The sequence below is a fragment of the Rhodococcus sp. KBS0724 genome (assembly GCF_005938745.2).
GTDB lineage: Bacteria > Actinomycetota > Actinomycetes > Mycobacteriales > Mycobacteriaceae > Rhodococcus_F.
Genome location: NZ_VCBX02000001.1, coordinates 2080001 through 2105503, shown reverse-complemented (window position 1 = coordinate 2105503; position 25503 = coordinate 2080001). Strand labels below are relative to the sequence as shown.

20 protein-coding genes and 2 rRNA genes (1 of these 22 running past the window's edge) are annotated in these 25503 nt (G+C 63.1%); 9 read left to right on the top strand and 13 right to left on the bottom strand.

All coding sequences use genetic code 11. The features are described 5' to 3' along the window. Positions 1–21 precede the first annotated feature (21 nt). The 5 genes from FFI94_RS09705 to clpS form a co-directional block, all read right to left on the bottom strand. A complete protein-coding gene (locus FFI94_RS09705; RefSeq protein ID WP_138872776.1) occupies positions 22–780 on the bottom strand; it encodes a cyclic nucleotide-degrading phosphodiesterase in 759 nt (252 codons plus the stop codon). Between the two features lie 96 nt (positions 781–876). Further along, complete coding sequence (locus tag FFI94_RS09700) at positions 877–1536, bottom strand: rhomboid family intramembrane serine protease (protein WP_138872775.1); 660 nt, start codon at positions 1534–1536, stop codon at positions 877–879. A gap of 57 nt (positions 1537–1593) precedes the next feature. Further along, positions 1594–2661 carry a P1 family peptidase gene (locus FFI94_RS09695; protein ID WP_138873697.1) on the bottom strand — a complete coding sequence of 356 codons (1068 nt, stop codon included), beginning with the start codon at positions 2659–2661 and terminating at the stop codon, positions 1594–1596. Beyond that, positions 2658–3248 (bottom strand): DUF2017 domain-containing protein, encoded by a 591-nt coding sequence (locus FFI94_RS09690; protein WP_138872774.1) that lies wholly within the window; start codon positions 3246–3248, stop codon positions 2658–2660. Before FFI94_RS09690 ends, FFI94_RS09695 begins: the two co-directional genes overlap by 4 nt. 53 nt (positions 3249–3301) lie before the next feature. Then, complete coding sequence (gene clpS, locus FFI94_RS09685) at positions 3302–3631, bottom strand: ATP-dependent Clp protease adapter ClpS (protein ID WP_033232727.1); 330 nt, start codon at positions 3629–3631, stop codon at positions 3302–3304. Between the two features lie 70 nt (positions 3632–3701). Between clpS and FFI94_RS09680 the strand changes: the two genes are divergently transcribed. The 3 genes from FFI94_RS09680 to FFI94_RS09670 are packed head-to-tail and all read left to right on the top strand — an operon-like array spanning position 3702 to position 7729. Further along, a complete protein-coding gene (locus FFI94_RS09680; protein ID WP_260683971.1) occupies positions 3702–5060 on the top strand; it encodes a nicotinate phosphoribosyltransferase in 1359 nt (452 codons plus the stop codon). Next, positions 5057–5671 carry an isochorismatase family protein gene (locus tag FFI94_RS09675; protein ID WP_138872772.1) on the top strand — a complete coding sequence of 205 codons (615 nt, stop codon included), beginning with the start codon at positions 5057–5059 and terminating at the stop codon, positions 5669–5671. Before FFI94_RS09680 ends, FFI94_RS09675 begins: the two co-directional genes overlap by 4 nt. Before the next feature lie 9 nt (positions 5672–5680). Further along, entirely contained in the window at positions 5681–7729 is a 2049-nt protein-coding gene (locus FFI94_RS09670; RefSeq protein ID WP_138872771.1) for an ATP-dependent DNA helicase, read from the top strand. A 51-nt stretch (positions 7730–7780) separates the two neighbouring features. Here the strand turns inward: FFI94_RS09670 and glgP are convergent, their stop codons facing one another. Further along, a complete protein-coding gene (gene glgP / locus FFI94_RS09665; protein ID WP_138872770.1) occupies positions 7781–10381 on the bottom strand; it encodes an alpha-glucan family phosphorylase in 2601 nt (866 codons plus the stop codon). Positions 10382–10501: 120 nt separating this feature from the next. Between glgP and FFI94_RS09660 the strand changes: the two genes are divergently transcribed. Genes FFI94_RS09660 through FFI94_RS09650 form a run of 3 tightly spaced genes read left to right on the top strand, consistent with a single transcriptional unit; the run spans position 10502 to position 16148 of the window. Further along, entirely contained in the window at positions 10502–12502 is a 2001-nt protein-coding gene (locus FFI94_RS09660; protein WP_138872769.1) for a maltotransferase domain-containing protein, read from the top strand. After that, positions 12502–14700 carry a 1,4-alpha-glucan branching protein GlgB gene (glgB, locus tag FFI94_RS09655; protein WP_138872768.1) on the top strand — a complete coding sequence of 733 codons (2199 nt, stop codon included), beginning with the start codon at positions 12502–12504 and terminating at the stop codon, positions 14698–14700. Before FFI94_RS09660 ends, glgB begins: the two co-directional genes overlap by 1 nt. After that, the gene (locus FFI94_RS09650; protein ID WP_138873696.1) at positions 14700–16148 is read left to right on the top strand and encodes a neutral zinc metallopeptidase; all 1449 of its coding nucleotides are present in this window, start codon (positions 14700–14702) and stop codon (positions 16146–16148) included. The genes glgB and FFI94_RS09650 overlap by 1 nt, the downstream gene beginning before the upstream one ends. Before the next feature lie 56 nt (positions 16149–16204). Here FFI94_RS09650 and FFI94_RS09645 read toward each other — a convergent pair whose 3' ends face one another. The 3 genes from FFI94_RS09645 to FFI94_RS09635 form a co-directional block, all read right to left on the bottom strand. Beyond that, entirely contained in the window at positions 16205–17098 is an 894-nt protein-coding gene (locus FFI94_RS09645; protein WP_138872767.1) for a tetratricopeptide repeat protein, read from the bottom strand. A gap of 105 nt (positions 17099–17203) precedes the next feature. After that, positions 17204–17566: a DUF3817 domain-containing protein gene (locus tag FFI94_RS09640; protein ID WP_138872766.1), complete on the bottom strand. Its 363-nt coding sequence runs from the start codon at positions 17564–17566 to the stop codon at positions 17204–17206. A 105-nt stretch (positions 17567–17671) separates the two neighbouring features. Continuing rightward, entirely contained in the window at positions 17672–18865 is a 1194-nt protein-coding gene (locus FFI94_RS09635; RefSeq protein WP_138872765.1) for an acetyl-CoA C-acetyltransferase, read from the bottom strand. A gap of 108 nt (positions 18866–18973) precedes the next feature. Between FFI94_RS09635 and mce the strand changes: the two genes are divergently transcribed. Next, entirely contained in the window at positions 18974–19447 is a 474-nt protein-coding gene (gene mce, locus FFI94_RS09630; protein WP_138872764.1) for a methylmalonyl-CoA epimerase, read from the top strand. A 40-nt stretch (positions 19448–19487) separates the two neighbouring features. Further along, complete coding sequence (locus FFI94_RS09625) at positions 19488–20507, top strand: hypothetical protein (RefSeq protein WP_138872763.1); 1020 nt, start codon at positions 19488–19490, stop codon at positions 20505–20507. Between the two features lie 28 nt (positions 20508–20535). Here FFI94_RS09625 and FFI94_RS34160 read toward each other — a convergent pair whose 3' ends face one another. Together FFI94_RS34160 and nucS are read right to left on the bottom strand one after the other, a co-directional pair. Then, positions 20536–20868: an ATP/GTP-binding protein gene (locus FFI94_RS34160; RefSeq protein WP_080711916.1), complete on the bottom strand. Its 333-nt coding sequence runs from the start codon at positions 20866–20868 to the stop codon at positions 20536–20538. Next, a complete protein-coding gene (gene nucS, locus FFI94_RS09615) occupies positions 20868–21542 on the bottom strand; it encodes an endonuclease NucS (protein ID WP_138872762.1) in 675 nt (224 codons plus the stop codon). The genes FFI94_RS34160 and nucS overlap by 1 nt, the downstream gene beginning before the upstream one ends. A 42-nt stretch (positions 21543–21584) precedes the next feature. Between nucS and FFI94_RS09610 the strand changes: the two genes are divergently transcribed. Beyond that, positions 21585–23171, top strand: a complete 1587-nt coding sequence (locus tag FFI94_RS09610; RefSeq protein ID WP_138872761.1) for an adenylate/guanylate cyclase domain-containing protein — start codon at positions 21585–21587, stop codon at positions 23169–23171. 206 nt (positions 23172–23377) lie between these two features. On the opposite strand, the gene rrf is transcribed toward FFI94_RS09610, so the two are convergent. Both rrf and FFI94_RS09600 read right to left on the bottom strand, forming a co-directional pair. Continuing rightward, positions 23378–23494 (bottom strand): 5S ribosomal RNA (gene rrf / locus FFI94_RS09605). 155 nt (positions 23495–23649) lie between these two features. Continuing rightward, positions 23650–25503, bottom strand: a 23S ribosomal RNA gene (locus FFI94_RS09600); it runs 1280 nt beyond the window's last position.

The window sequence follows — 25503 nt, the reverse complement described above, 5'->3', positions numbered from 1 at the left end:
CGTCCCGCCTCAGGCAACACGTCAGATGTCGTAGACGCTTCCCGCGGACACAGCGTGAACCGGTCCTGCGAACTCGGATTTCGCTTCGGCGATGACGTCCTCACGGGACGTCCACGGCGGGATGTGTGTGAGGAGCAATTCCTTCACACCGGCCAACGTCGCGATCCGGCCGGCTTCCTTGCCGGACAGGTGTATCCCTTCCGGCCGGTCCGGACTGTCCGTCCACGACGCCTCGGACAGGAGGACGTCGGCGCCACGAGCAAGTTCGACGACGTTGTCACACATCCCGGTGTCGCCGGTGTAGACGAGAATCCGGCCGCCGGCGTCGGTGATCCGGAATCCGTAAGCCTCCGGCGGATGGTTCATGCGACTCGCCACGACGGTTAGTTCACCGAAGGCGACGGGCTCGTTCTCCGACCACAACTTCAGATCGATCGTGTCGGAAATATCGTCCATCTCGCCGGCGCATTCGGCGGACGACGTTCCGATCCGGCAGGCCGTATCGCTCGGGCCGTACACCAGTGCTCGCCCCTCGGGGCGGTTCGGATGATAGCGACGCCACACGAGCAGGCTCGGCATGTCGAGGCAGTGATCGGCATGTAGGTGCGAGAGCAGAATCGTCGCGTCCCCGGGGTCCGCGTACCGCTGCAGTGCCCCGAGCACTCCGGGACCGAAATCTATGACGAGCGGCGGAGTACCCGGCGCTGTGAGCAGGTAGCCCGAAGCCGGTGAATCCGGCCCCGAGACGCTGCCGGAACACCCCAGGACGGTCATGCGCATAAGGTCATGCTGCCACGTCGACCCATCAACAAAAAAGCTCCCGGTCGTTTTGGCGAGTCGAAGTCACACCGGTTGTCGGGTGTGACCCACGTCCGGTCAGAAAGTTGCAGGTCGGGAGGGTGTTGTGGCCGCAGCGCGGTTCGCTCGATCGCCGGAGGAAAGTGCCCAGGCCGCCACGACGCCGCCGACCGCACCGAACAAATGCCCCTGCCACGACACTTGCGGTGTACTGGGCAGCACGCCCCACAGGACGCCGCCGTAGATCACGAAGACAACAACACCGATCAGGATCTGGCCGAAACTCCGAGTGAAGAATCCACGCGTCAACAGATAGGTCACCCACCCGAAAATCAACACCGACGCCCCGACATGATTGGAATTCGCTCCGGCAACAAGCCACGTTCCGACCCCACCGATCACCCAGATGATTCCGGTCGCGGCCAACCCCCTCGAGATGCCGGACACCAGAACGAGATAGCCGAGTATCAGCACGGGAATGGTGTTCGCGATCAAATGTGCCCAGTCGTCGTGCAGTACGGGCGCAAAAAGGATGCCCCACAAACCGTCCAGCGTTCGCGGTGAAACTCCGGCGTTCTGGACCCGCTGACCGGAAATGACATCGACGATCTCGATCACGTACAGCGCCAGAACAAATCCGCCGATCAGCACCGCGGACTGCTTCCACACCGACGGAGGTTTCGGCGCGGGAACCGGTGCCCGTGAACCGAAATCCGGACTGTTGAAATCCATCGTCATCGCGTGCGTCCTCACAGTAGATGTGTCTACTTCGAGGTTACCGGCGCCGGTCGGGATCTAGAGGAACGCAGACGGGAACAGGTCTCGGTAACTCGGGATTCCCGCCACCGATGTCGCGTCCAGAATCGCTTTGACGATTGCCCGTTCCACCACCTGGGCGGCAGCCGCACACACAGCGTCGAGGATCGGCAGATCCGCGGGGAACGCCGCCGGGACGTCGATCACCGATTCCGGCGTGTGCGTTCCGGTGGCGAGCGCAAAGATCGTGTCGCCGTCCAACGGTGAATGCGCAGGACGGATAGCCCGGGCCAAACCGTCGTGACCGGCAACCGCAACACGTCGGCACCCGGCTTTGGTCAGGGCCGCGTCGGTAGCGACGACGCCGATAGTGGTGTTGAGCACCGTCCCTTTGGCGCCGATCGCGTTGGCTGCGTCGAGCTCGCACGGGATCGGCATGCCGATCCCGAAGGACGCCTCCCCCTCGGACCCGACGCCCCACGGCAGACCGGTACGTGGATCGAAGACCGAGCCGACCGGGTTTGCCACCATCAGGGCCGACACCGTCGTTCCCTTGGCCGGTCCGTCGGTGATCACGACGCTGGCAGTTCCGACACCGCCTTTGATCCCACCGGCCCGGGCACCGACACCGGCGCCCACGGTTCCGGTCGCACATGCACGCGACGCGGATTCTGCTGCCAGATATCCGAAATCGGCGTCAGGCCGAATCTTCCAGTCCCCGACCGGTAGATCGAAGATCACGGCGCCCGGCACGATCGGCACCACCTGGCCAGGCAGGCCCATCGCGATTCCGTGGCCGTGTTCCTCCAGCCACCGCATGACACCGTCGGCCGCGGCGAGGCCGTAGGCACTACCGCCGCTCAAGAGCACGGCATTGACCTGCTGAACCGAATGGCTCGGATCCAGGAGATCGGTTTCGCGGGTACCCGGACCGCCGCCCCGAACATCAACTCCCGCAACAACTCCCGCCGGAGCCAGAACCACCGTGCATCCCGTCGCCGCCCCCGACCCCATGGCAGCGTCGTCGTCGAGCCGATGATGATGACCGACAGTCACACCGGCGATGTCGGTCAACGAATCCGTGGGGCCTGGCGCCGTGGTGATCACGGCATGAGCGCCTGAACGAGCGAATCCTGCATCCACGTCAACCAGTGATAGACATCAAGATGCGGTGCTCGCGGATCGTCCGGATCCAAACTTTCCGGAGTGTCTGCGTCGATACCGAGATTGGTGCCGAGCGCCAGACGAACGTCGTTGAGCGCGGACAGCCACGCGTCGGCCTGCTCCTGGGTCAGGAGGATCTTGCCGCCGTCCGCGGGAAGGGAAGCCAGCAACACCCTGCCCGACGCCTTCTTCGCGTCGATGATCTCGGGTTCGTGCAAACTCCGCAGCGCACCGTTGACATTGGCGCCGGCGTCGTCGAGATCATCGGAATCCGGGGACACCTTGCTGGGATCGGTCCGCTGAAAATCGGGAAGCAGCCGCGCCAGAACCGGATTGTCCGGCGCCTCCGAATTACCGGTTCGAAGACCGGTGAGCGCCGCCAACTCGTCCTGCGGTGCGCCGGACTCACGATCTTCCAGCAGCCCGATCACCGACTCGACGAGCGAACTCAGGACGGTCACCTCATGAGCGTCCATCTCGGATTTGAACTTCACTCCGGAAAGCGAGTTCTTCTTGATCCACGTCCGCACGCGTCGGACTCCCCTCTTGTGATCGATTCGAACTTGTCGAAGGTGAGCGAGTCTTACGTGTCGTCGCGCTGCATCGTGGCCCACAGTCCCGCCGCGTGCAGACGCCGAACATCGGCTTCCATCTTGTCGCGCGAACCGCTGGACACGACGGCCTTGCCCTCCGAATGAACCTTCATCATCAAGTCGGTGGCCTTGGCCTTGCTGTAGCCGAACAACTTCTGGAACACGTAGGTCACGTAGTGCATCAGATTGACCGGATCATCCCAGACGATCGTCACCCAAGGCCGGTCAACAGCTTCGATGATTGCAACAGCCTCGGACTGCTCCGGAACCGCGCGCGGCGCAGAGGCAGTTGTGGAAACAGTCGCAGAGCCGAAAACCATGTCTCCAGGGTACGGCGCGATCCGAGGCGACAACACCCACCCTCGTGGTCTCCCGCCTAGAGTTGTGTGCGTGCCTACGCAAATCTCCGACACCCGTGACGCCGCCGCGAGTACCGCTCTGCTCACCGATCAGTACGAGCTCACCATGCTCTCTGCCGCGCTTGCCGACGGATCTGCTTTCCGTACCTGCAGTTTCGAAGTATTCGCTCGCAGACTCCCCGACGGCAGGCGTTACGGAATCGTCGCCGGTACCGAGCGACTGCTCGACGCTCTCGAGCACTTCCGTTTCGGAGAACCTGAACTGGCGATCGTCTCGAAGTTCCTGGACGACACCACCGTCGACTGGCTGCGCAACTACCGATTCTCCGGCGATATCGACGGCTACCGCGAAGGCGACTTCTACTTCCCCGGCTCACCGATCCTCTCCGTCCGCGGTTCGTTCGCCGAATGCGTATTGCTCGAGACGTTGGCCCTCTCGATCCTCAACCACGACAGCGCGATTGCATCGGCCGCGGCCCGTATGGTCAGCGCGGCCGACGGTCGACGGCTCATCGAGATGGGGTCACGCCGGACCCATGAGCAAGCCGCCGTCGCGTCGTCCCGCGCCGCGTACCTCGCAGGATTCGACGCCACCTCCAACCTCGAAGCCGTCCGCCGCCACGAGGTTCCCGGCGCGGGAACCAGCGCCCACGCGTTCACCCTCCTGCACACCACCGACAACGGAACGGACGAAGCTGCGGCCTTCCGCGCGCAGGTCGACGTACTCGGCGTCTCGACCACGTTGCTGGTCGACACCTACGACATCACCGAAGGCGTGAAAACCGCTATCGCCGTAGCCGGAACCGAGCTCGGTGGAGTGCGCATCGACTCCGGCGACCTCGGGGTGATCACCCGCCAGGTCCGTCGGCAACTCGACGACCTCGGCGCCACCAAGACCCGCATCGTCGTCTCCGGCGATCTCGATGAATACGCAATCGCCGCACTGCGCGCCGAACCCGTCGATACCTACGGCGTCGGCACATCCCTCGTCATCGGCTCCGGCGCGCCGACAGCAGGCATGGTCTACAAACTTGTCGAGGTGGACGGAATTCCCGTCGAGAAGCGCAGTACCAACAAGGCGTCGCGCGGCGGAGCAAAGAAGGCACTGCGCATCGCGCGCCCGACCGGAACACTGGTCGAGGAAGTGATCTATCCCGCCGACGCACCCTCGCCGTTCACTGCCGCGGACGGCGCGACCGAACTGATGATTCCTCTGGTACGCGGCGGCAAGACCGTCGACGGCATCCCGACGTTGGAAGAAAGCCGAGCAGTCGTGAAAGCCGGACTGGTCAGCCTCCCGTGGGAAGGCTTGAAGCTCTCCCGCGGCGATTCCGCCGTCCCGGTCCGATTTGTCGGTGGAGGACAGCTTGTCGGTGGAGGTCAGCGATGACTGCACGGGCATTGATCGTGGTGGACGTCCAGAACGATTTCTGTGAAGGCGGCGCCCTCGCCGTCGACGGCGGCGCTGCCGTAGCTGCCGCAATCAACACCTTCGTCGATTCCCACGAGTACGACGCCGTCGCAGCCACCCGCGATTTCCACATCGATCCGGGCGCTCACTTCTCCGAGAACCCTGATTACGTCGACACCTGGCCGGTGCACTGTGTGGTGGGAACCTCCGGCGCCGACTTCCACCCGGCATTCGATGCAACGATCGCCGGTTCTGCCGTGTTTTCCAAAGGTGCGTACAGCGCCGCGTACTCCGGGTTCGAAGGGTTTTCCGAGGACGGCACAACTCTCGAGCAGTGGTTGCGCGCTCACGGCATCACCGAGGTCGACGTCATCGGCATCGCCACCGATCACTGTGTGAAGGCCACAGCACTCGACGCTGTCCGTGCCGGCTTTGCCACCACCGTCCTCCTTCCCCTCACCGCAGGTGTGGCAACCGCCACGATCGAAGCGGCTTTGACGCAGATGCGCGAGCACGGAGTGCAGCTCAGCGGCCGTGACGAGCATGCGCCTTCGAGTGGCGTCGATATTTCTGACGTAGGTATCCACTAACCTGCTTCAGTGGCCGATGAACTTCCGAATGTCCCCGAACTGCTTCGCACGGCGGTGCAGGCGCTGGGCGGTGCCGAGCGGACCAGCCAGCTCACGATGGCGTCGGCGGTAGCGCATTCGATAGATACCGGCGAGCATCTTGCCGTCCAGGCCGGCACCGGTACGGGTAAGTCGCTGGCCTACCTGGTGCCGAGCTTGCGTCATGCTGTCGAGTCCGGTCGCACCGTCGTCGTGTCGACGGCCACCATCGCGCTGCAGAGGCAGTTGGTCGATCGCGACCTGCCCCGCCTGGCCGATGCACTGAAGAAGCCACTCGGACGCCGTGCAGAATTCGCAATCCTCAAGGGCCGCAACAACTACCTGTGCATGAACAAGATTCATACCGGTGCCTCCGAGCAGCCGCCGGAGGATGAACTGTTCGATCCGTTCACGGTCTCGCGCTTGGGCCGCGAAGTGGTGCGATTGACCGAGTGGTCGTCGGACACCGACACCGGCGACCGCGACGAACTGGTGCCAGGTGTGTCCGATCAGGCGTGGCGGCAGGTCAGTGTGACGTCGCGCGAGTGCCTCGGGAAGAACCAGTGCCCGGTCGGTGAGGACTGCTTTGCCGAACGCGCCCGCGTCGAGGCCTCGAAGGCGGACGTCGTGGTCACCAACCACGCCCTGCTCGCGATCGATGCCATCACGGGAATCCAGATCCTGCCCGAGCACGACGTCGTGGTCATCGACGAAGCCCACGAACTGGTCGACCGCGTCACCGGGGTCGCGACGGACGAACTCACGGCGGCCGCCATCAGCGCGGCGGCCCGTCGCTGCGGCAAGATCGTCGAAGAACAGGACGCCGATCGTCTCGAAGCCGCAGGCGAAGGTTGGGCCGGGCTCCTCGAAGAACTTCGCCCCGGACGCTGGGACGGGCTCCCGGACGGCGCAGCCCCCGCGCTCGCAGCCATCCGCGATGCCGCGTGGGCCTTGCGCACGGCTATCGGCCCGGCCAAGTCCGGCATGACGGCAGCTGATCCCGAAGCCGCAGCAGCCCGCAACGCGGCACTCTCCTCGGTAGAAGACATTCACGACAGCGCCGTACGAGTGCTCACCGCTTTCGACGAACCAGATCCCGCCCAGCGTAAAGACGTCGTCTGGCTCTCCTCCGACGAGTTCCGTGGGTCGGTCCGCCGTTCCGTCCGGATGGCACCGCTGTCCGTCGGCGGTCTGCTGCGCTCACGCCTGTTCGCGGAATCGACAGTCGTGCTGACTTCCGCAACCCTCACCGTCGGCGGTTCCTTCGACGGTCTGGCGATCAACTGGGGACTGCCGGCGCAGTCGTCGGTGCGCCCCGATTCCGGCACTGCGATCGGAAGCGAAGCGCCCTCCGATGCCAACGCATTCCGTTGGAACTCGGTCGACGTCGGATCACCGTTCGACCATGCCAAAGCCGGAATCATCTACATCGCCCGCCACCTCCCGACACCGGGCCGCGACGGCTTGTCCCCGGTCTACCTCGACGAAATCGCCGAACTCGTCGAAGCGGCCGGTGGGCGCACCCTCGGGCTGTTCTCGTCGATGCGCGCGGCCAAAGCCGCATCCGAAGCCATGCGTGATCGCCTCGACACCCCGATCCTGTGCCAAGGCGACGACGCCACCGGTACCCTCGTCAAAGCTTTTGCCAAGGACGAAGCCACATCACTGTTCGGGACACTGTCCCTCTGGCAGGGCGTCGACGTTCCCGGTCCGTCGCTGTCACTGGTTATCCTGGACCGCATTCCGTTTCCGCGGCCGGACGATCCGCTGCTGATGGCTCGCCAACAGGCCATCGAGGCACACGGCGGAAACGGTTTCCTCAGCGTCTCGGCTAACCACGCTGCGCTGCTCCTCGCCCAAGGCGTGGGCAGACTACTGCGCAGCGTCGACGACAAAGGTGTTGTGGCCGTCCTGGATCCACGCCTCGCAACGGCTCGGTATGCCGGATACCTGCGGGCGTCGTTGCCACCGTTCTGGGAGACGACCAAGCCTGAGGTCGTCCGCAAGGCACTGACCCGTATCCGCGATTCGCGGCCCTGACGCACTTCTGCCCCCGGACCTTCTCGACATGGTCCGGGGCAGAAGTGGGTCTTACGCGAGGGGTGTGGTCACCAATCCCAGTTCTGAGGCATTCACCAGCAGACGGTGATGCGGGAGAACTCGAACCGTGTAGCCGACCGATCCCGAAACCGGTAGCGCCACTTCAGCTTCGAAGACCTCGACGCCGTCCTCCGAACCGAAATGCGTCATCGGGAAAGTGACGACATCGGTCAGTTCCTCACCGGGAGTGACGCGTCCGATGACGGCCTGCACCTCGACGTCCGGCACCGACAGATCCCCGAGACGAATCTGCGCCTTCAGCGAGAGAGTCGCACCGATTTCCGGGGTGTCCGGCAACCCGGAACCGTCTACCTGCACGACGCTCACGGACGGCCACTGCGATTCGATGCGTCGACGGAACTCTGCAACCTCACGCGCGCCGGCGTAACTGTCGGCTACCACCGCGCGAGCAGATTCTGCCGAGGGAGCGTAGTACTGCACCGCGTAGTCACGAACCATGCGTGACGCCAACACCTTCGGACCGAGATGCTCGAGAGTGTGGCGAACCTTCTCGACCCACCGCGTCGGCAGATCGGCAGCGTCGCGGTCGTAGAACGTGGGCAGCACCGCATGCTCGAGCAATTCGTAGAGCGCGCTCGCTTCGAGATCGTCACGACGAACGTCGTCGAGAACACCGTCGGCCGTCGGGATGGCCCACCCGTTCTCGCCGTCGTACATCTCGTCCCACCATCCGTCGCGGATGGACAGGTTGAGTCCGCCGTTGAGAGCCGACTTCATTCCGGAGGTTCCGCACGCCTCGAGCGGTCGCAGCGGATTGTTCAGCCACACATCGCAACCCCAGTACAGGTACCGGGCCATCGACATGTCGTAATCCGGCAGGAAGACGATGCGGTGACGCACGTCCGCCTCGTCGGCGAATCGCACGACCTGCTGGATGAGCGCCTTACCGCCGTCGTCGGCGGGATGGGACTTACCGGCCACCACCAACTGCACCGGACGCTTCTCGTCGAGCAGCATCGCGCGCAGTCGATCGGGGTCGCGCAGCATCAGTGTCAGTCGCTTGTACGTCGGAACCCGCCGCGCAAAACCGACAGTCAATACATTGGGGTCGAAAACTCCCGCAGTCCAACCCAGTTCGGCTTCGGTGGCGCCGCGCTCGAGCCACGACGCCTTCACCCGTCGACGCACCTCGTCGACGAGCTTGCCGCGCAACGCATTGCGTGTTTCCCAGAGTTCGGTGGCGGACAACTCGTGCAGGCGCTCCCAGCCGCGCGCTTCCTCTAGCTGATCCTGGCCGACGATCCGGCGGGCGACATTCATCCATTCCGGTGCTGCCCAGGTGGGGGCGTGGACACCGTTGGTGACCGAGCCGATCGGCACCTCGTCGGCGTCGAACCCCGGCCAGAGGCCGTTGAACATGTCGCGACTGACAATGCCGTGCAGCTTCGACACACCGTTGGCACGCTGGCCGAGCCGAAGGCCCATGTGCGCCATGTTGAAGATCGACGGGTCGGACTCGCGGCCCATCCCGACAATGCGATCGACAGTCAGTCCGGGAAGAAGCGTCGATTCGTTCTCGCCGTTGGAACCGCCGAAGTAGTGACGAACCAGATCAGCCGGGAAGCGGTCGATTCCGGCGGGCACCGGGGTGTGCGTCGTGAAGACGGTTCCGGCGCGGACGGCAGCCAGTGCCGAATCGAAGTCGAGGTCTTTGGTGGTGACAAGTTCCCGAATCCGTTCGATGCCGAGGAAACCGGCGTGGCCCTCGTTCATGTGGAACACCTCGGGATCGGGCAATCCGTACGCCGCGGTGTAGGCCCGCACCGCGCGGACGCCGCCGATACCGGCGAGGATCTCCTGCTTGATGCGATGATCCTGATCGCCGCCGTACAGGCGATCGGTGACGCCCCTCAGGTCCGCGTCGTTCTCAGCAATGTCCGAATCGAGAAGAAGCAGCGGCACCCGGCCGACCTGCGCGATCCACACCCGCGAGCGAAGGACTCGTCCTCCTGGCATCGCAACGTGGATGACTACCGGCGATCCGTCGTCGGACGACGGCCCGGCGTCCGTCAGCAAACGCAGAGGCAACCCCTGCGGATCGTGGGGCGGGTAGTGCTCGGCTTGCCACCCGTCGGCTGTCAGAGACTGGCGGAAATACCCGGACCGGTAGAGCAGTCCGACGCCGATCAACGGCAGTCCCAGATCCGACGCGGCCTTGAGATGGTCACCGGCCAGAATTCCCAGGCCACCCGAGTAGTTCGGCAGGACTTCGCTGACTCCGAATTCCATGGAGAAGTACGCAATTCCACCAGCCAGCGACACCCCCTTCGCCTGCTGCGACTGGTACCAGCGCGGGGTGCTCAGATAGCCCGCGAGATCGGCTGCTGCCGTGTCGAGGTCAGCGAGGAACGCCTCGTCGCTGCTCAATTCGTCCAAGCGCGACGGGTCGACCTCACCGAGCATTCGAACCGGATCGAACTGAACTGCTTGCCAGAGTTCGGGGTCCAGGCGCGAGAACAGATCCTGAGTCTCGGGGTGCCAGGACCAACGCAAGTTGGTGGACAAAGGGCCGAGCGCTGCAAGGCGCTCCGGAAGGTGGGCTCGGACAGTGAACCGACGCAAGGCTTTCACCCCGCGAACCCTAGTCGAGTTCAACCACCGTGTCCGCTGGAGCGACGACAAGGCGCTGTACCCACTACGGTTGAACTCGGCCACACCAGTAACACTCCACCATCAGAAATGGAGCTTCCCGTGACAGGACGCCTCGGTATCGACGACGTGGTACCCGCGATCTCGGGTAACTATCCAGCCAAGGCCGTAGTGGGTGAAGTGTTTCCCGTACATGCCACCGTGTGGCGAGAGGGCCACGACGCAGTTGCGGCCACCCTCACCGTGCGCGGACCCCGTGGAACCAAACCACTACGGATCCAGATGGACCCGGGCAGCGAACCGGACACCGTCGACGCCGTGTTCGTCCCGTCCGCCGAGGGACTCTGGACGTTTCGGATCGAGGCGTGGAGTGATCCCGTCGCGACCTGGAAGCACGCCGTCGAAGCCAAACTGTCCGTCGGGCAAGGTCCGGCCGAGCTGGCCAACGACCTCGAGATCGGCGCGCGGCTCTTCGAGAAAGCCGCCCAGGAACAGCCCCGCGCCAATCGCTCGAAGCTCGAGGCGGTGACGGCGTCGCTGCGCAGCACCGCACCTGTGACGGCCCGAGTCGCCCCAGCGTTTGCATCCGACGTCGCCGAGTTGCTTCGCGCGCATCCCCTACGCGAACTCATCACCAAGGGCGAACCGCACACCGTACTGGTCGACCGCCACCGAGCACTGTTCGGATCGTGGTACGAATTCTTCCCCCGCTCCACCGGCGGCTGGGACGAGAACGGGGCGCCCAAGCACGGCACCTTCAAGACCGCGTCGGAGGATCTACCGCGCATTGCCGCAATGGGTTTCGACGTTGTCTACCTCCCGCCGATCCACCCGATCGGTGAGATCAATCGCAAGGGCCGCAACAACACACTCACTCCCGAACCCGACGATGTCGGATCTCCGTGGGCCATCGGATCTGCCGAAGGTGGACACGACGCGGTCCATCCGGAACTCGGAACGCTCAAGGACTTCAAGGCGTTTGTATCGCGGGCACGCAAACTCGACCTCGAGGTGGCACTCGACCTCGCGCTCCAGTGCGCACCCGATCATCCGTGGGCGGCAAAGCATCCCGAGTGGTTCAACGTTCTGCCCGACGGCACCATCGCATACGCGGAGAACCCGCCGAAGAAGTACCAGGACATCTATCCGATCAACTTCGACATCGACCCAGACGGGTTGGACAAGGAAATCCTCCGCGTCGTTCGCCACTGGATCAACGCGGGCGTCAAGATCTTTCGGGTCGACAACCCCCACACCAAGCCGCCCAACTTCTGGGAAAAGCTGATCGCCGAAGTCAAGAAATCCGATCCGGACGTGCTCTTCCTGGCCGAGGCGTTCACCCGGCCGGCCCGCATGTATGGCCTCGCCCGACGCGGCTTCACGCAGTCGTACACGTACTTCACCTGGCGCGTCGCCAAGTGGGAACTGACGGAATTCGGCAACGAACTCGCGGCAAAAGCCGACGAGGCGCGCCCCAATCTCTTCGTGAACACCCCGGACATCCTGCACGAGTCCCTGCAGCACGGCGGCCCCGGAATGTTCGCGCTGCGAGCAGCTCTCGCCGCCACACTGGCACCGACGTGGGGCGTCTACTCGGGGTACGAACTCTACGAGCACCAGGCTGTGCGTCCCGGCAGCGAAGAGTATCTGGACTCGGAGAAGTACGAACTACGTCCGCGGCGGTTCGCGGAAGCAACTGCCAGGGGCGAATCCCTCGAACCCTGGATCACCACGCTCAACCGAATCCGCCGCGCACACCCCGCCCTGCAACAACTCCGCAACCTGCACTTCCACCACATCGACAACGACGCGATCATCGCCTACTCGAAGTTCGATCCGATCACCGGCGATGCCGTACTCACCGTCGTCAACCTCAATCCGTTTGCCGCGGAAGAGGGAACGGTCTGGCTGGACATGCCGGCGCTCGGTCGCGAATGGCAAGACCACCTGAGCGTGCTCGACGAAGTAAGCGGCGAGCAATACCAGTGGGGCCAAGCAAATTTCGTTCGACTAGAGCCGTGGCGGTCCGTCGCCCACATTCTTGCGCTACCGCCAGTTCCCTACCCCGCCAGAACTTCCCTGGCATACCGCGGAGGTAAATGATGGCCGCCGAACTGCCTGCCGGAGTTGCGCCTGCACTCCACGATCTGGAACTGCTTGCCCGCGGTGAACACCACGACCCGCACAGCGTCCTCGGCGCGCACCCCCACCCGGACGGAACCGTGCTGCGTACGCTTCGGCCACACGCCGAGTCGGTCGACGCCGTCATCGGTGGGAAGACATTTCCTCTCCACCACATTTCGGGCGGCGTCTTCGCTGCGCTGGTTCCCTTCCCCGACCTCATGGACTATCGATACTCGGTCACCTACCCGGGTGGGCATACCGTCGTCGTCGCAGATCCGTACCGATTCCTCCCCACCCTCGGCGAACTTGATCTCCATCTCTTCGGCGAGGGCCGGCACGAACGCCTGTGGGATATCCTCGGCGCTCACCCGCGCAGATACGAAACGCCTGACGGCGTGGTCGAGGGAACCTCGTTTGCCGTGTGGGCACCCGCCGCCCGGGGAGTCACCGTTATCGGCGACTTCGACGGCTGGGGTGGGCAATTCGCGCCCATGCGCGTCCTCGGTTCGACGGGGGTCTGGGAACTGTTCCTGCCCGGAATCGCGGCAGGCGAACTGTACAAGTTCCGCGTCCACGGGCGAGACGGTTCGGTGGCAGACAAGGCCGACCCCATGGCCTTCGCCACCGAGGTACCGCCCGCGACGGCGTCTCGAGTGAGCACCAGTTCCCACGTCTGGCACGACGCAGAGTGGCTGGAGGCCCGCGCTCACGTCGACCCCGCGCAGTCACCGATGAGTGTGTACGAAGTGCATCTCGGATCCTGGCGCCCCGGCCTCGACTACCGGCAGATGGCCGAGCAACTCGCACAGTACGTCACCGAAACCGGGTTCACGCACGTCGAATTGCTCCCGGTCGCCGAGCACCCGTTCGGCGGTTCCTGGGGATATCAGGTCACGTCGTACTACGCCCCGACCGCGAGGTTCGGGACACCCGACGATTTCCGCTGGTTTGTCGATCACCTCCACGCCGCGGGGATCGGCGTACTCGTCGACTGGGTTCCGGCCCACTTCCCCAAGGACGAATGGGCACTGGCCCGTTTCGACGGCACTCCGCTCTACGAACATGCCGATCCGCAACGCGGTGAGCAGTTGGACTGGGGCACATACGTATTCGACTTCGGTCGACGCGAGGTCCGCAACTTCCTCGTCGCCAACGCACTGTTCTGGCTCGACGAATTCCACATCGACGGCCTGCGCGTCGATGCGGTCGCATCCATGCTCTACCTGGATTACTCCCGCCCCGAAGGCGGCTGGACTCCCAACATTCACGGTGGCCGCGAGAACCTGGAAGCAGTTGCCTTCCTTCAGGAGATGAACGCCACCGTCCACAAGAAACATCGTGGCGTTGTCACCATCGCCGAAGAATCGACCGCCTGGCCTGGCGTCACCCGCGCGACCAATGTCGGCGGACTCGGATTCAACATGAAATGGAACATGGGGTGGATGCACGACACCCTGGGATTCCTGGGCCGCGATCCCGTCCACCGCACCTACCACCATCACGAGATCACCTTCTCCCTGATGTACGCGTGGAGCGAAAACTACCTGCTGCCCATCAGCCACGACGAGGTCGTCCACGGCAAGGGAACCTTGTGGACACGAATGCCCGGCAACGATTTCGCCAAAGCCGCGGGGCTTCGCGCACTCCTCGCCTACATGTGGGCGCACCCGGGCAAGCAGCTCCTGTTCATGGGCCAGGAGTTCGGCCAGACCGCCGAGTGGTCCGAAGAACGAGGCCTCGACTGGTGGCAACTCGACGACCCGAACACCGGCAATCTCCACCGCGGCGCCGTACAGCTGGTCAGCGATCTCAACGCCGCGTACCGCCGACATCCGGCAATGTGGACCCTGGACACCTCACCAGGGGGTTACTCGTGGATCGACGCCAACGACACCGAGAACAACGTCCTGAGTTTTCTGCGTTACGGTACTGACGGCTCGATTGTCGCCTGCCTCTTCAACTTCTCGGGCAGCGAACACTCGAGCTACCGCGTCGGGCTACCGGAGCCCGGCCGATGGGTGGAAATCCTCAACACCGACGCGCAGGCGTACGGCGGCTCGGGGGTGGGCAACCTCGGTGCGGTCACAGCGACGTCGCAGTCGTGGCACGGTCGGCCGGCGTCAGCTCAGGTCGCACTGCCGGCCAACGGCGCGATATGGATCAGTCTGGAGCGTTGATGGTGGGCCGGCGAGCAGCACTAGTCACTTCGTCGTTGTTGGCAACTGCTGCCGTACTGACCGGCTGTTCCCAGTCGTCGAGCGGTCACGCCGTCTCGATCTACCACGACCCTTTCCGCGTCGCCGGACTCGACGCGTCGTCTGGTCCGAGCGGTCTGCGGCCCGGTGCGCCCGACGCTGAACGTGACATCGTCGGCACCGACGGCGGCGCGATCGATGCCCTCGCCGCCAACGCGATCACCGACATCGAAACCTTTTGGAACACGCAGTATCCGGCCCTGTTCAACGAGCCGTTCGAACCCGTCGACAAGCTGATCTCATGGGATCCCACCGAATCGAACGGCCCGGACTTCTGCGAAGAGACCACCGAAGACCTCATCAACGCCGGCTACTGCAGCCTCGACCACACCATCGGCTGGGATCGCGAACTGCTCCTTCCCGAGGTGCAGGAAAAGTTCGGGGACGTTGCCGTCGCGTTCATCTTCGCGCACGAATACGGCCACGCGGTCCAGCGCAAAGCCGGAATCGTCAAAGGTGGGTCCGAATCGGCCCTGGTGCGTGAACAGCAAGCCGACTGCTTCGGCGGCGCGTTCCTGCGGCACGTTGCCGAGGACAAGGCAGCACACTTCACCATGAACACATCCGACGGTCTGAACAAGGTGCTCGCCTCTGCCGTCGCTATCCGTGACGACGATCCCAACGATCCCGACTCACACCACGGTTCCGCGTTCGAACGCGTCACTGCAACACAGATCGGATTCACCGACGGCGCGTCCGCCTGCACGCGGATAGACCAGGAAGAAATAGAATCCCGACGGGCCGAACTGCCCCAGACATTCGACTCCGAAGGCGATTCCGGAGAACTCCCCGTCACCGAGGAAACACTGCAGGAGTTCCTGACGACGTTCCAGTCGGTCTTCGAACTGGAGAATCCACCTACAGTCACCTTCGACGGCGCGGATACCGGATGCGCCGACGCCGTCGCCACCGAACCGGTCTCGTTCTGCCCCTCGACCAACACCATCGGCATCAGCGTCGACGAATTGGCGGAACGCGGAACACCAGGACGGGTCGGTCGACGCGAATTGATGCAGACCGACATCACCGGCGACTACAACGCGTACGTGCTGCTCGCGTCGCGGTACACCCTGGCGATACAGCAGGAACGCGGCCAGGCACTGGACACACCACAGACCGCGCTGCGGGCGGCTTGCCTGGCCGGAGTGATCACAGCGGCGCTGAGCCCCACCAACGCGGCCGAGTCCGGTGCTCAGGTCACCCTGTCCCCCGGCGACCTCGACGAAGCCGTCTCCGGACTCCTGACGGACGGGTTGGCTGCCAGCGATGTCAACGGCGACACCGTCCCGAGCGGCTTCGCCCGGGTCGACGCCTTCCGTACCGGAGTGCTGGGTGGGCAGGTGTCCTGCGACAGCCGCTATACGGAGTAGCGGCCGAAGGACGGCTACGACCTTCAATACGGAATAGCGGCTGTCGTCAGGGAGGGCTAGTAGAGCGCTGCGGCGAGTTTGCGGCGCGCGGCCATCACCATGGGCTCGGCGGGATCGAACAATTCGAAGAGTTCGAGCAGACGCGTCCGCGCTGCTGCCTTGTCGTCTCCGGCGGAACGTGACACGACGCCGATGAGGCGGGCAAACGCTGCTTCCGGTTTCTGGCCGGCCATCTCCAGGTCCGCTGCCGCGAACTGCAGTTCGGCATTCGACGGATCTGCGTCGGCGGCCGCAACGGCATCAGGGTCGGTGTTCTGGGCACGCGCCATGAACTTGACCTGACGAACAGCGTTGAGGGCCTCGGCGTTAGCGGGCTCGGCGTCGAGAATCACCTGGTATGCCGCGATCGCGCCGTCGAGATCACCGGCGTCGAGAGCGGTTTCGGCAGCAACGAACCGTGGATCTTCCACTTCGGGTTCGTCGTTGTCAGCCGTCGGAACAGGACCACTGAGCTTGCCGGCAGTAGCTTGCAGAACGGCGGCAAACCACTGAGTCAACTGCTCTTCGGGCTGTGCGCCCTGGAAATCGGCCAACGGCTGGCCGGCAGCGACGGCAACAACCGTCGGTACCGACTGGATTCCGAAGGCCTGGGCGATCTGCGGGCTGACGTCGACGTCGACGTTCGCAAGAATCCACTGACCACCGGCCTGAGCGGCCAACCGCTCCAGCACCTCGGTGAAAACGACTGACGGTTCGTACGCACGCCCACCGAGGTTGACGATCACGGGTACCTGGCTCGACTTGACCAGAACTTCGGCCTCGAAGTTCGCTTCCGTCACCTCGACGACAGAACCGTTGGCAGCAGAAACGGCCCCGTCGCCGCTGGGATTACGCGGAGGTGGGGCCGTCGCCCGCTCCTTGAGAGCGGACAAGTCGACTGCGCCGCTCATAGCGGCTGCAACTGCGGACGAACGCGCGGGGGGCCTGGATCCTGGTCGAGTCACAAGTCCCAGTTTGTCACGAGTTGCCCGAACCTTCGAAGAGGCCTACTTCACTCAGGCGAGCGCGGGGTCCGCGACGCCGGTATTCGTCTTGGACAGTTCCGCCAACTTGCCCGTACGCGCGGCCCACGCCTCGAAAACGATCGTGCCGAACGGCGGGATGCTGGCGAACAGCGCCCAGAACGTGGTGACCAGGTTCCACTTCAACTGCTTTGCAGTCCAGAGCGAAACAAGGATGTAAATGACGAACACGGCACCGTGGAAGGGGCCGAAGATCTTGACGCCCGCAACCATTCCTTCTTCGGGGATGTACTTGAACGCCATTCCCACCAGTAGTCCGAGCCACGTGAAGGCCTCGAGGACTGCAATAAAACGGAACCGCTTTGCGGTGGTACTGAGATCGAAGACGTTCGCCATGAACCCCATTGTGCCCGAACAACTACGACGCCCCGTAGTGGTGTGAGGAATACCACGAGGCGTCGTAGAGCGAACTGAGATGTTCAGGTGTATTTAGACAGGTTCTCAGGCCTTGGGGACGCGGATGATCAGGGCGTCGCCCTGCCCGCCGCCGCCGCACAGTGCGGCCGCGCCGATTCCGCCGCCGCGGCGCTGCAATTCCAGTGCCAGGTGCAGGGCGATGCGGGCACCGGACATTCCGAGGGGGTGCCCGACGGCGATGGCGCCGCCGTTGACGTTGACCTTCGCCGGATCGAGGCCCAGTTCACGGGTGGAGGCGATACCGACAGCGGCGAACGCTTCGTTGATCTCGACGAGATCGAGATCGGTGGGGGTGATGCCTTCCTTCGCGCAGGCCTTCGCGATGGCCCGCGCCGGCTGGGACTGCAGGGTGGAATCCGGTCCGGCGACCACACCGTGCGCACCGATCTCCGCGATCCAGGCCAGGCCGAGTTCTTCGGCCTTCGTTTTGCTCATCACCACGACGGCGGCGGCGCCGTCGGAGATCGGCGATGCCGATCCGGCGGTGATGGTGCCGTCCTTGCTGAACGCGGGACGTAGCGTGCCGAGGGATTCGGCGGTGGTGTCGGCGCGGATGCCTTCGTCCTGCGCGAAGACGATCGGATCGCCTTTGCGTTGCGGGATGGAGACGGGGACGACTTCGTTGTCGAAGAGGCCGTCCTTCCAGGCGCGGGCCGCGTTCTGGTGTGAGGCTGCGGCGAACGCGTCCTGATCCGCGCGGGTGATGTGGGTGTCGTCGTGTTGGTTGACCTGCTCGGTGAGCAGTCCCATCGCCTGGTCGGTGAAGATGTCGTGCAGGCCGTCGTAGGCCATGTGGTCACGCATCGTGACGTCGCCGTACTTGAAGCCTTCGCGGCTTTTTTCGAGCATGTGCGGTGCGCGGGACATCGATTCCTGCCCGCCGGCGACGACGATGTCGAATTCGCCGGCGCGGATCATCTGATCGGCCAGGGCGATGGCGTCGACACCGGAGAGGCATACCTTGTTGATGCTCAGGGCGGGAACGCTCATCGGGATGCCCGCGGCGACGGCAGCCTGACGGGCCGGCATCTGGCCGGCGCCGGCGGTCAGGACCTGCCCCATGACGACGTACTCGACCTGCTCGGGTGCGACACCGGCTTTGTCCAGGGCGCCTTTGATGGCGATGCCACCGAGATCGGACCCGGACAGATCCTTCAAGGAACCCATCAATCGACCCATCGGGGTCCGGGCTCCGGCAACAATCACAGAACTGGTCACGATTTCCTCCGGCTGCAAAAAGAGACATAGTCTTCGGACGCACGTGGTATACGAGCCAAGTCACATCCCGACGTGTACTCCTTAAACGGTAGCGCTACCGTGAACGGTATGACACAGACCTCCCCCAGCCCCGCTCTCGCAGCGTTGTCCTCCGACCTCGTCGTCGCTATCGACCACGTCGGAATTGCCGTTCCCGATCTCGATGTCGCCATCGCGTGGTACACCCAGCACCTGGGCATGGTCTCGACCCACGAAGAGGTCAACGAAGCACAGGGCGTGCGCGAAGCCATGCTCTCCGTCGTCGGTGCACCCGCGGGCTCCACGGCCGTCCAGTTGCTCGCACCCCTCGACGAGAACTCGACAATCGCCAAGTTCATCGACCGCAGTGGCCCCGGACTGCAGCAGCTCGCATACCGCGTCACCGACATCGAAGCTATTTCCGAAGAGCTCCGAGCACGCGGCGTCCGGTTGCTGTACGACGCACCGCGGCGCGGCACCGCCAACTCGCGCATCAACTTCATCCACCCGAAGGACGCCGGCGGTGTACTCGTCGAACTGGTCGAACCTGCCGCGTCACACTAGTAGCCCCGACTCCTGCAGGTATGCCAGGTAGATTATCGCCATGGCATACGAGCAGGACCGCGGTTCCATTCAACTTCCGTTTCAGATCGCACGGAAGGGATACGACCGCGACGAGGTACGCAACTACTTCGAGCGATTCGACGTAGAACTGCGTGTGACGGCTGCGGATCGTGATGCCGCAGCCGCGCAAGCTCGCGACCTTGCCAAGCAGCTTGACGACGCCCGCGACGACATCGACGATCTCCGTAAGGACGTCGACCGTCTGTCCGTTCCGCCCACCACCGCGGAGGGCATGAGCGATCGCATCAGCCGCATGCTCCGCCTGGCGTCCGACGAAGCGTCCGAGGTTCGTGCCAAGGCCGAGGCTGACGCAGCGGAAATGACCTCCATCGCGGAACAGGACGGTGCCCGCCTGCGTGGGCACTACGAGTCGTTGATCGCCGAGCTCGACGACCGTCGCAACGCGATGGAAACCATGCACGAGCAGACCATGTTGCAGGCCAAAACCGAAGCCGCGCGCATTGTCGAAGCCGCGCAGGCCGAGCGCGACCGTCTGGCCGCCGAATCCGAGGCAAAGCGAACTCAGATTCGCGAGGATTTCGACATCTCTATGGCGGAACGACGCGCCAAGGTTGTTGCCGCAGTCGACGAACTCGAGGCATCCAGCAAGGCAGAAGCCGAGCGACGATTGACCGACGCCACACGCGAAGCTCAGCGTCGCCTACAGGCCGCGACAGATCAGTCCGAGCGAAAGATCGCTCACGCCAAGGAACTTGCCGAAGAACTGCGGGTTCTGCGTGGCCGGATTCTCGCGCAACTCCTGGGAATTCGCGGTCAGCTCGATTCGGTGCCCGCGATGCTCGCCTCCGTCAACCGTGAGAGCGAATTGCTCGACGCTCCGACAAGTCCCCCGGCCGCGGAATTCACCGACGACGAGTTCGAAGAGTCCGGCTACACCGAGTCGGAACCGGAAACCGACGACTCGGACGGCATCGAAGACACCAACACTGCCGAAATCGACACACGCGAAGTCGAGCAGCGGGCGCAGTCCCGAAACTGATCCGTCAAGACCAGTTCGTTCCGGACTCTCAAGACCACCGTCTGGTCAGGCCGCGGGTACCGCGGCCTGACCAGCATCCGGTGTGCCAATGCCGACGCTCTGCGGCCCCACCCGGCTCCGACGGCCACGTCACCACATGCGCGACCCCCGGCCTGATGTCGTGGTCACAGCCGGGGCATCGATAAAACTTCGTCGCATTGGCTCCCGGAATCGGCCGAACCATGTACAGCTCGCCGCCCGGTCCGGGTTCCTCACGAACTACCGCCCCACCGAAAAGCACACCCCTCGGCTCATCCGAGACCGGACCTCGTCGACTGTCAGTACGACGAGATTGCTTCGGCATCGGTTTGCGGCGAGGCATTAGAAAAGCCGGAACTCGGTGCTCTCGGTCCCGCGCAACGCCTCGTAATCGAGGACGAGGCAGCGAATCCCGCGGTCGGTTGCCAAAGTCTTGGCCTGCGGCTTGATCTGTTGCGCCGCAAACACTCCCGTAACCGGCGCGAGCAGCGGATCACGGTTGAGCAATTCGAGGTACCTCGTCAACTGTTCGACACCGTCGATCTCACCGCGACGCTTGATCTCGACGGCAACCGAGGCTCCGTCGGCGTCACGAACCAGAAGGTCGACCGGCCCGATGGCCGTCATGTATTCGCGTCGTACCAAGGTGTAGCCCGCACCGAGTGTTTCGACATGCTCAGCGAGAAGCTCCTGCAGGTGCGCCTCGACTCCGTCCTTGATCAAACCCGGATCGATACCGAGCTCGTACGACGAATCATGCTCGACCTCTTCGAGGGTGATCCGCAGTTCTTCGCCGGCCTTGTTGGTCACGACCCACAGAATGTCGTCGCTGTCACCGCTGGTCTCGACCAACCAGCACGGCGGACTCATCCAGTTCAGCGGTTTATACGCCCGGTCATCGGCATGGATGCTGACGGAACCGTCCGCTTTGACCAACAAAAGGCGTCTGGCGGTAGGGAGATGGGAGGTCAATCGACCTACGTAGTCGACACGGCAACGAGCAATAACTAAGCGCACTGCACCACCCTAAGCGATCGGTGCGACTAGTCTCGACACACTATGCAGCCAAGCAACGTCCCGAGCGCGCCTCTAGGGTCGTGGCTGCTCGGATCCACAGACGAGAGTCCACGCCGACGACGCATCCGCGTCCAAGCCCTCCTCACTGCTCCACTCCTGGTCACAAATCTGATCGGGTCCCTACTGGCTGTCGTTCTGATCGGTGTTGTCGTTCCAGGGCCGAGCATCATGCGATCGGAGTTCGCGTGGATCAACTTCATCGCAGTGCCGGTATTCACTGTGTGCGTCTTCATCGTCGGGTTGCTCTGGGGAACTACGCGACTCATCCATGATCTTCGCTGGGCAACGGACAACGTCCCTCCGACAGCCGAGAATCAACGGGCCGCGCTGCGCGGACCGTGGCGTCTGACCAGAGTTCAGGCAATCCTGTGGACTGTGGCGTTGGCCACGTTCACCACGATGTACGGGATCGTCGAGGCCGACACCATCCCGAAAGTGTTGTTCACCATAGCTTTCAGCGGAATCACGACGTGTGCGTTCTGCTATCTCCTCAGCGAGTTCGCACTTCGTCCCATCGCCGCTCGTGCCCTCGAATCCGGAACGCCTCGCAAATCCGCAGTGCTCGGTATCACCGGACGCACCATCCTGGTCTGGATGCTCGGCAGCGGTGTCCCCGTCACCGGTCTGATGTTGATCGCGATCTTCAGCTTCATCCGGCCGGCATCCGGACAAGCTCTCGCAATCGCCATCCTCGTGATCGGCGGAATCACCCTGTGCGTCGGACTCGGGTTGACCTACATCAACATTCGATCGGCCGCGGCGCCCATCCGATCGGTTCGGCGCGGCATGGAACAGGTCACCCGCGGCGATCTGAGCGCTCACGTTGTTGTCTACGACGGCACCGAATTGGGCTTGCTGCAAACCGGTTTCAATCGCATGGCCGAGGGACTGCGGGAGCGTGAACGTATCCGCGATCTGTTCGGACGACACGTCGGACATGAGGTTGCGGCCAACGCGATGCGTCAGAATCCCGAACTCGGCGGCGAGGAACGTGATGTATCCGTTCTCTTCGTCGACGTGATCGGTTCCACCACAATCGCCTCGACCAACACTCCTACCGCCGTTGTCGCACTGCTCAACAGGTTCTTCGACGTCATCGTCGACGAGGTGGACGGACACGGCGGATTTGTCAACAAATTCGAGGGTGACGCGGCCCTTGCCATCTTCGGGGCACCGAACCGGATCGACGACCATGCCGGCAGCGCACTCGCTGCGGCCCGAAAGATCCAGGTTCGTTTGTGCGCCGAGGTGCCCGAAATCAAGGCTGGGATCGGTGTTGCGTCCGGTATCGCGGTTGCCGGAAATGTCGGTGCGCGTGAACGATTCGAGTACACCGTCATCGGTGACCCGGTCAACGAGGCGGCCCGCCTCTCCGAGGTAGCCAAAACAGTACCGGGGAATCTCGCAGCCTCAGGCCGTGCTGTAGCCGCCGCGCACAGCGATGAAGCCGACCAGTGGCAAATCACTGACAGCATCACACTGCGCGGTCGTCTCGAAGAGACAGAACTTGCGATTCCTTGCGAGCCGGCGCCAGGCCTTGTATCGGCCCCGGTTCCGCCGACGGACTGAGCGAACGGTACGTTCGGAGGATTTCAGGTGGCGGGTTTTCCCCGCCCGGGCATCGCGTGAACGTACCGTCGCCCCTGTCCAGCGGGGTGAGCGATACGTTCACCCCGACCACTTGTGCCGGGGACAACCGATCCCGGGGATAAACGGGTCCGGGAACGACGAAAAAGCCCCCCAACCAAAGGTTGGGGGGCTTTCTCGTAAATTGTGTTCGGCGGTGTCCTACTCTCCCACACCCTGTCGAGTGCAGTACCATCGGCGCTGAAGGGCTTAGCTTCCGGGTTCGGAATGGGACCGGGCGTTTCCCCTTCGCTATGACCGCCGTAACTCTATGAAACTGTCACAGTAACTTTCCTGTCGATCACCGTGGTTTCACCACCCGTCAACACCAATGAATGGTGTTGGGGGATGGAGAAAACAAGGTTTTCTCAAGGTATCTGTGTGTTGTTTCAGATACCGCACAGTGGACGCGTAGCTTCTTTGTGGTAAGTCCTCGGCCTATTAGTACCAGTCACCTGCATACATTACTGTACTTCCAGTTCTGGCCTATCAACCCGGTGGTCTGCCGGGGGCCTTACCCCCTCGAGGGGGTGAGAAACCTCATCTTGGAACAGGCTTCCCGCTTAGATGCTTTCAGCGGTTATCCCTTCCGAACGTAGCTAACCAGCGGTGCTCCTGGCGGAACAACTGGCACACCAGAGGTTCGTCCGTCCCGGTCCTCTCGTACTAGGGACAGCCTTCCTCAAGTTTCTTACGCGCGCGGCGGATAGAGACCGAACTGTCTCACGACGTTCTAAACCCAGCTCGCGTGCCGCTTTAATGGGCGAACAGCCCAACCCTTGGGACCTACTCCAGCCCCAGGATGCGACGAGCCGACATCGAGGTGCCAAACCATCCCGTCGATATGGACTCTTGGGGAAGATCAGCCTGTTATCCCCGGGGTACCTTTTATCCGTTGAGCGACACCGCTTCCACTTGCCGGTGCCGGATCACTAGTCCCGACTTTCGTCCCTGCTCGACCTGTCAGTCTCACAGTCAAGCTCCCTTGTGCACTTGCACTCGACACCTGATTGCCAACCAGGCTGAGGGAACCTTTGGGCGCCTCCGTTACATTTTGGGAGGCAACCGCCCCAGTTAAACTACCCACCAGGCACTGTCCCTGAACCAGATCATGGTCCGAGGTTAGAGGTCCAATTCGATCAGAGTGGTATTTCAACAACGACTCCACGATAACTGGCGTCACCGTTTCACAGTCTCCCACCTATCCTACACAAACCGAACCGAACACCAATACCAAGCTGTAGTGAAGGTCCCGGGGTCTTTTCGTCCTGCCGCGCGTAACGAGCATCTTTACTCGTAATGCAATTTCGCCGAGTCTACGGTTGAGACAGCTGAGAAGTCGTTACGCCATTCGTGCAGGTCGGAACTTACCCGACAAGGAATTTCGCTACCTTAGGATGGTTATAGTTACCACCGCCGTTTACTGGGGCTTAAATTCTCAGCTTCGCTCCGAAGAACTAACCGGTCCTCTTAACCTTCCAGCACCGGGCAGGCGTCAGTCCGTATACATCGTCTTACGACTTCGCACGGACCTGTGTTTTTAGTAAACAGTCGCTTCTCACTGGTCTCTGCGGCCCCACCCAGCTCAGACAGTAAATGTCGTCACCAGACAGGGCCCCCCTTCTCCCGAAGTTACGGGGGCATTTTGCCGAGTTCCTTAACCATAGTTATCTCGATCGCCTTAGTATTCTCTACCTGACCACCTGTGTCGGTTTGGGGTACGGGCCGTGTGAAAGCTCGCTAGAGGCTTTTCTCGGCAGCATAGGATCACTGAATTCGCCTCAATCGGCTACGCATCACGTCTCAGGCTTATATGCGACCCGGATTTGCCTAGGTCACGCCCTACACGCTTACACCGGTATTACCACTGACCGGCCCAGCTACCTTCCTGCGTCACCCCATCGCTTGGCTACTACCAGATCAGGTCCCGTGCATCCACCAACTCGAGACCCGAAGGTCTTCTCGTGGCTTCAGGACGGTTAGTATCACTGATTCACCATGGGCGCGTTCACACGGGTACGGGAATATCAACCCGTTGTCCATCGGCTACGCCTGTCGGCCTCGTCTTAGGTCCCGACTCACCCTGGGCGGATTAACCTGGCCCAGGAACCCTTGGTCATTCGGCGGACGAGTTTCTCACTCGTCTTTCGCTACTCATGCCTGCATTCTCACTCGTGTGGCCTCCACGGCTAGGTCACCCTGCCGCTTCCATGGCCACACGACGCTCCCCTACCCATCCACACACCTGCCAGAAAATCCTTGGATCAACTGGGGG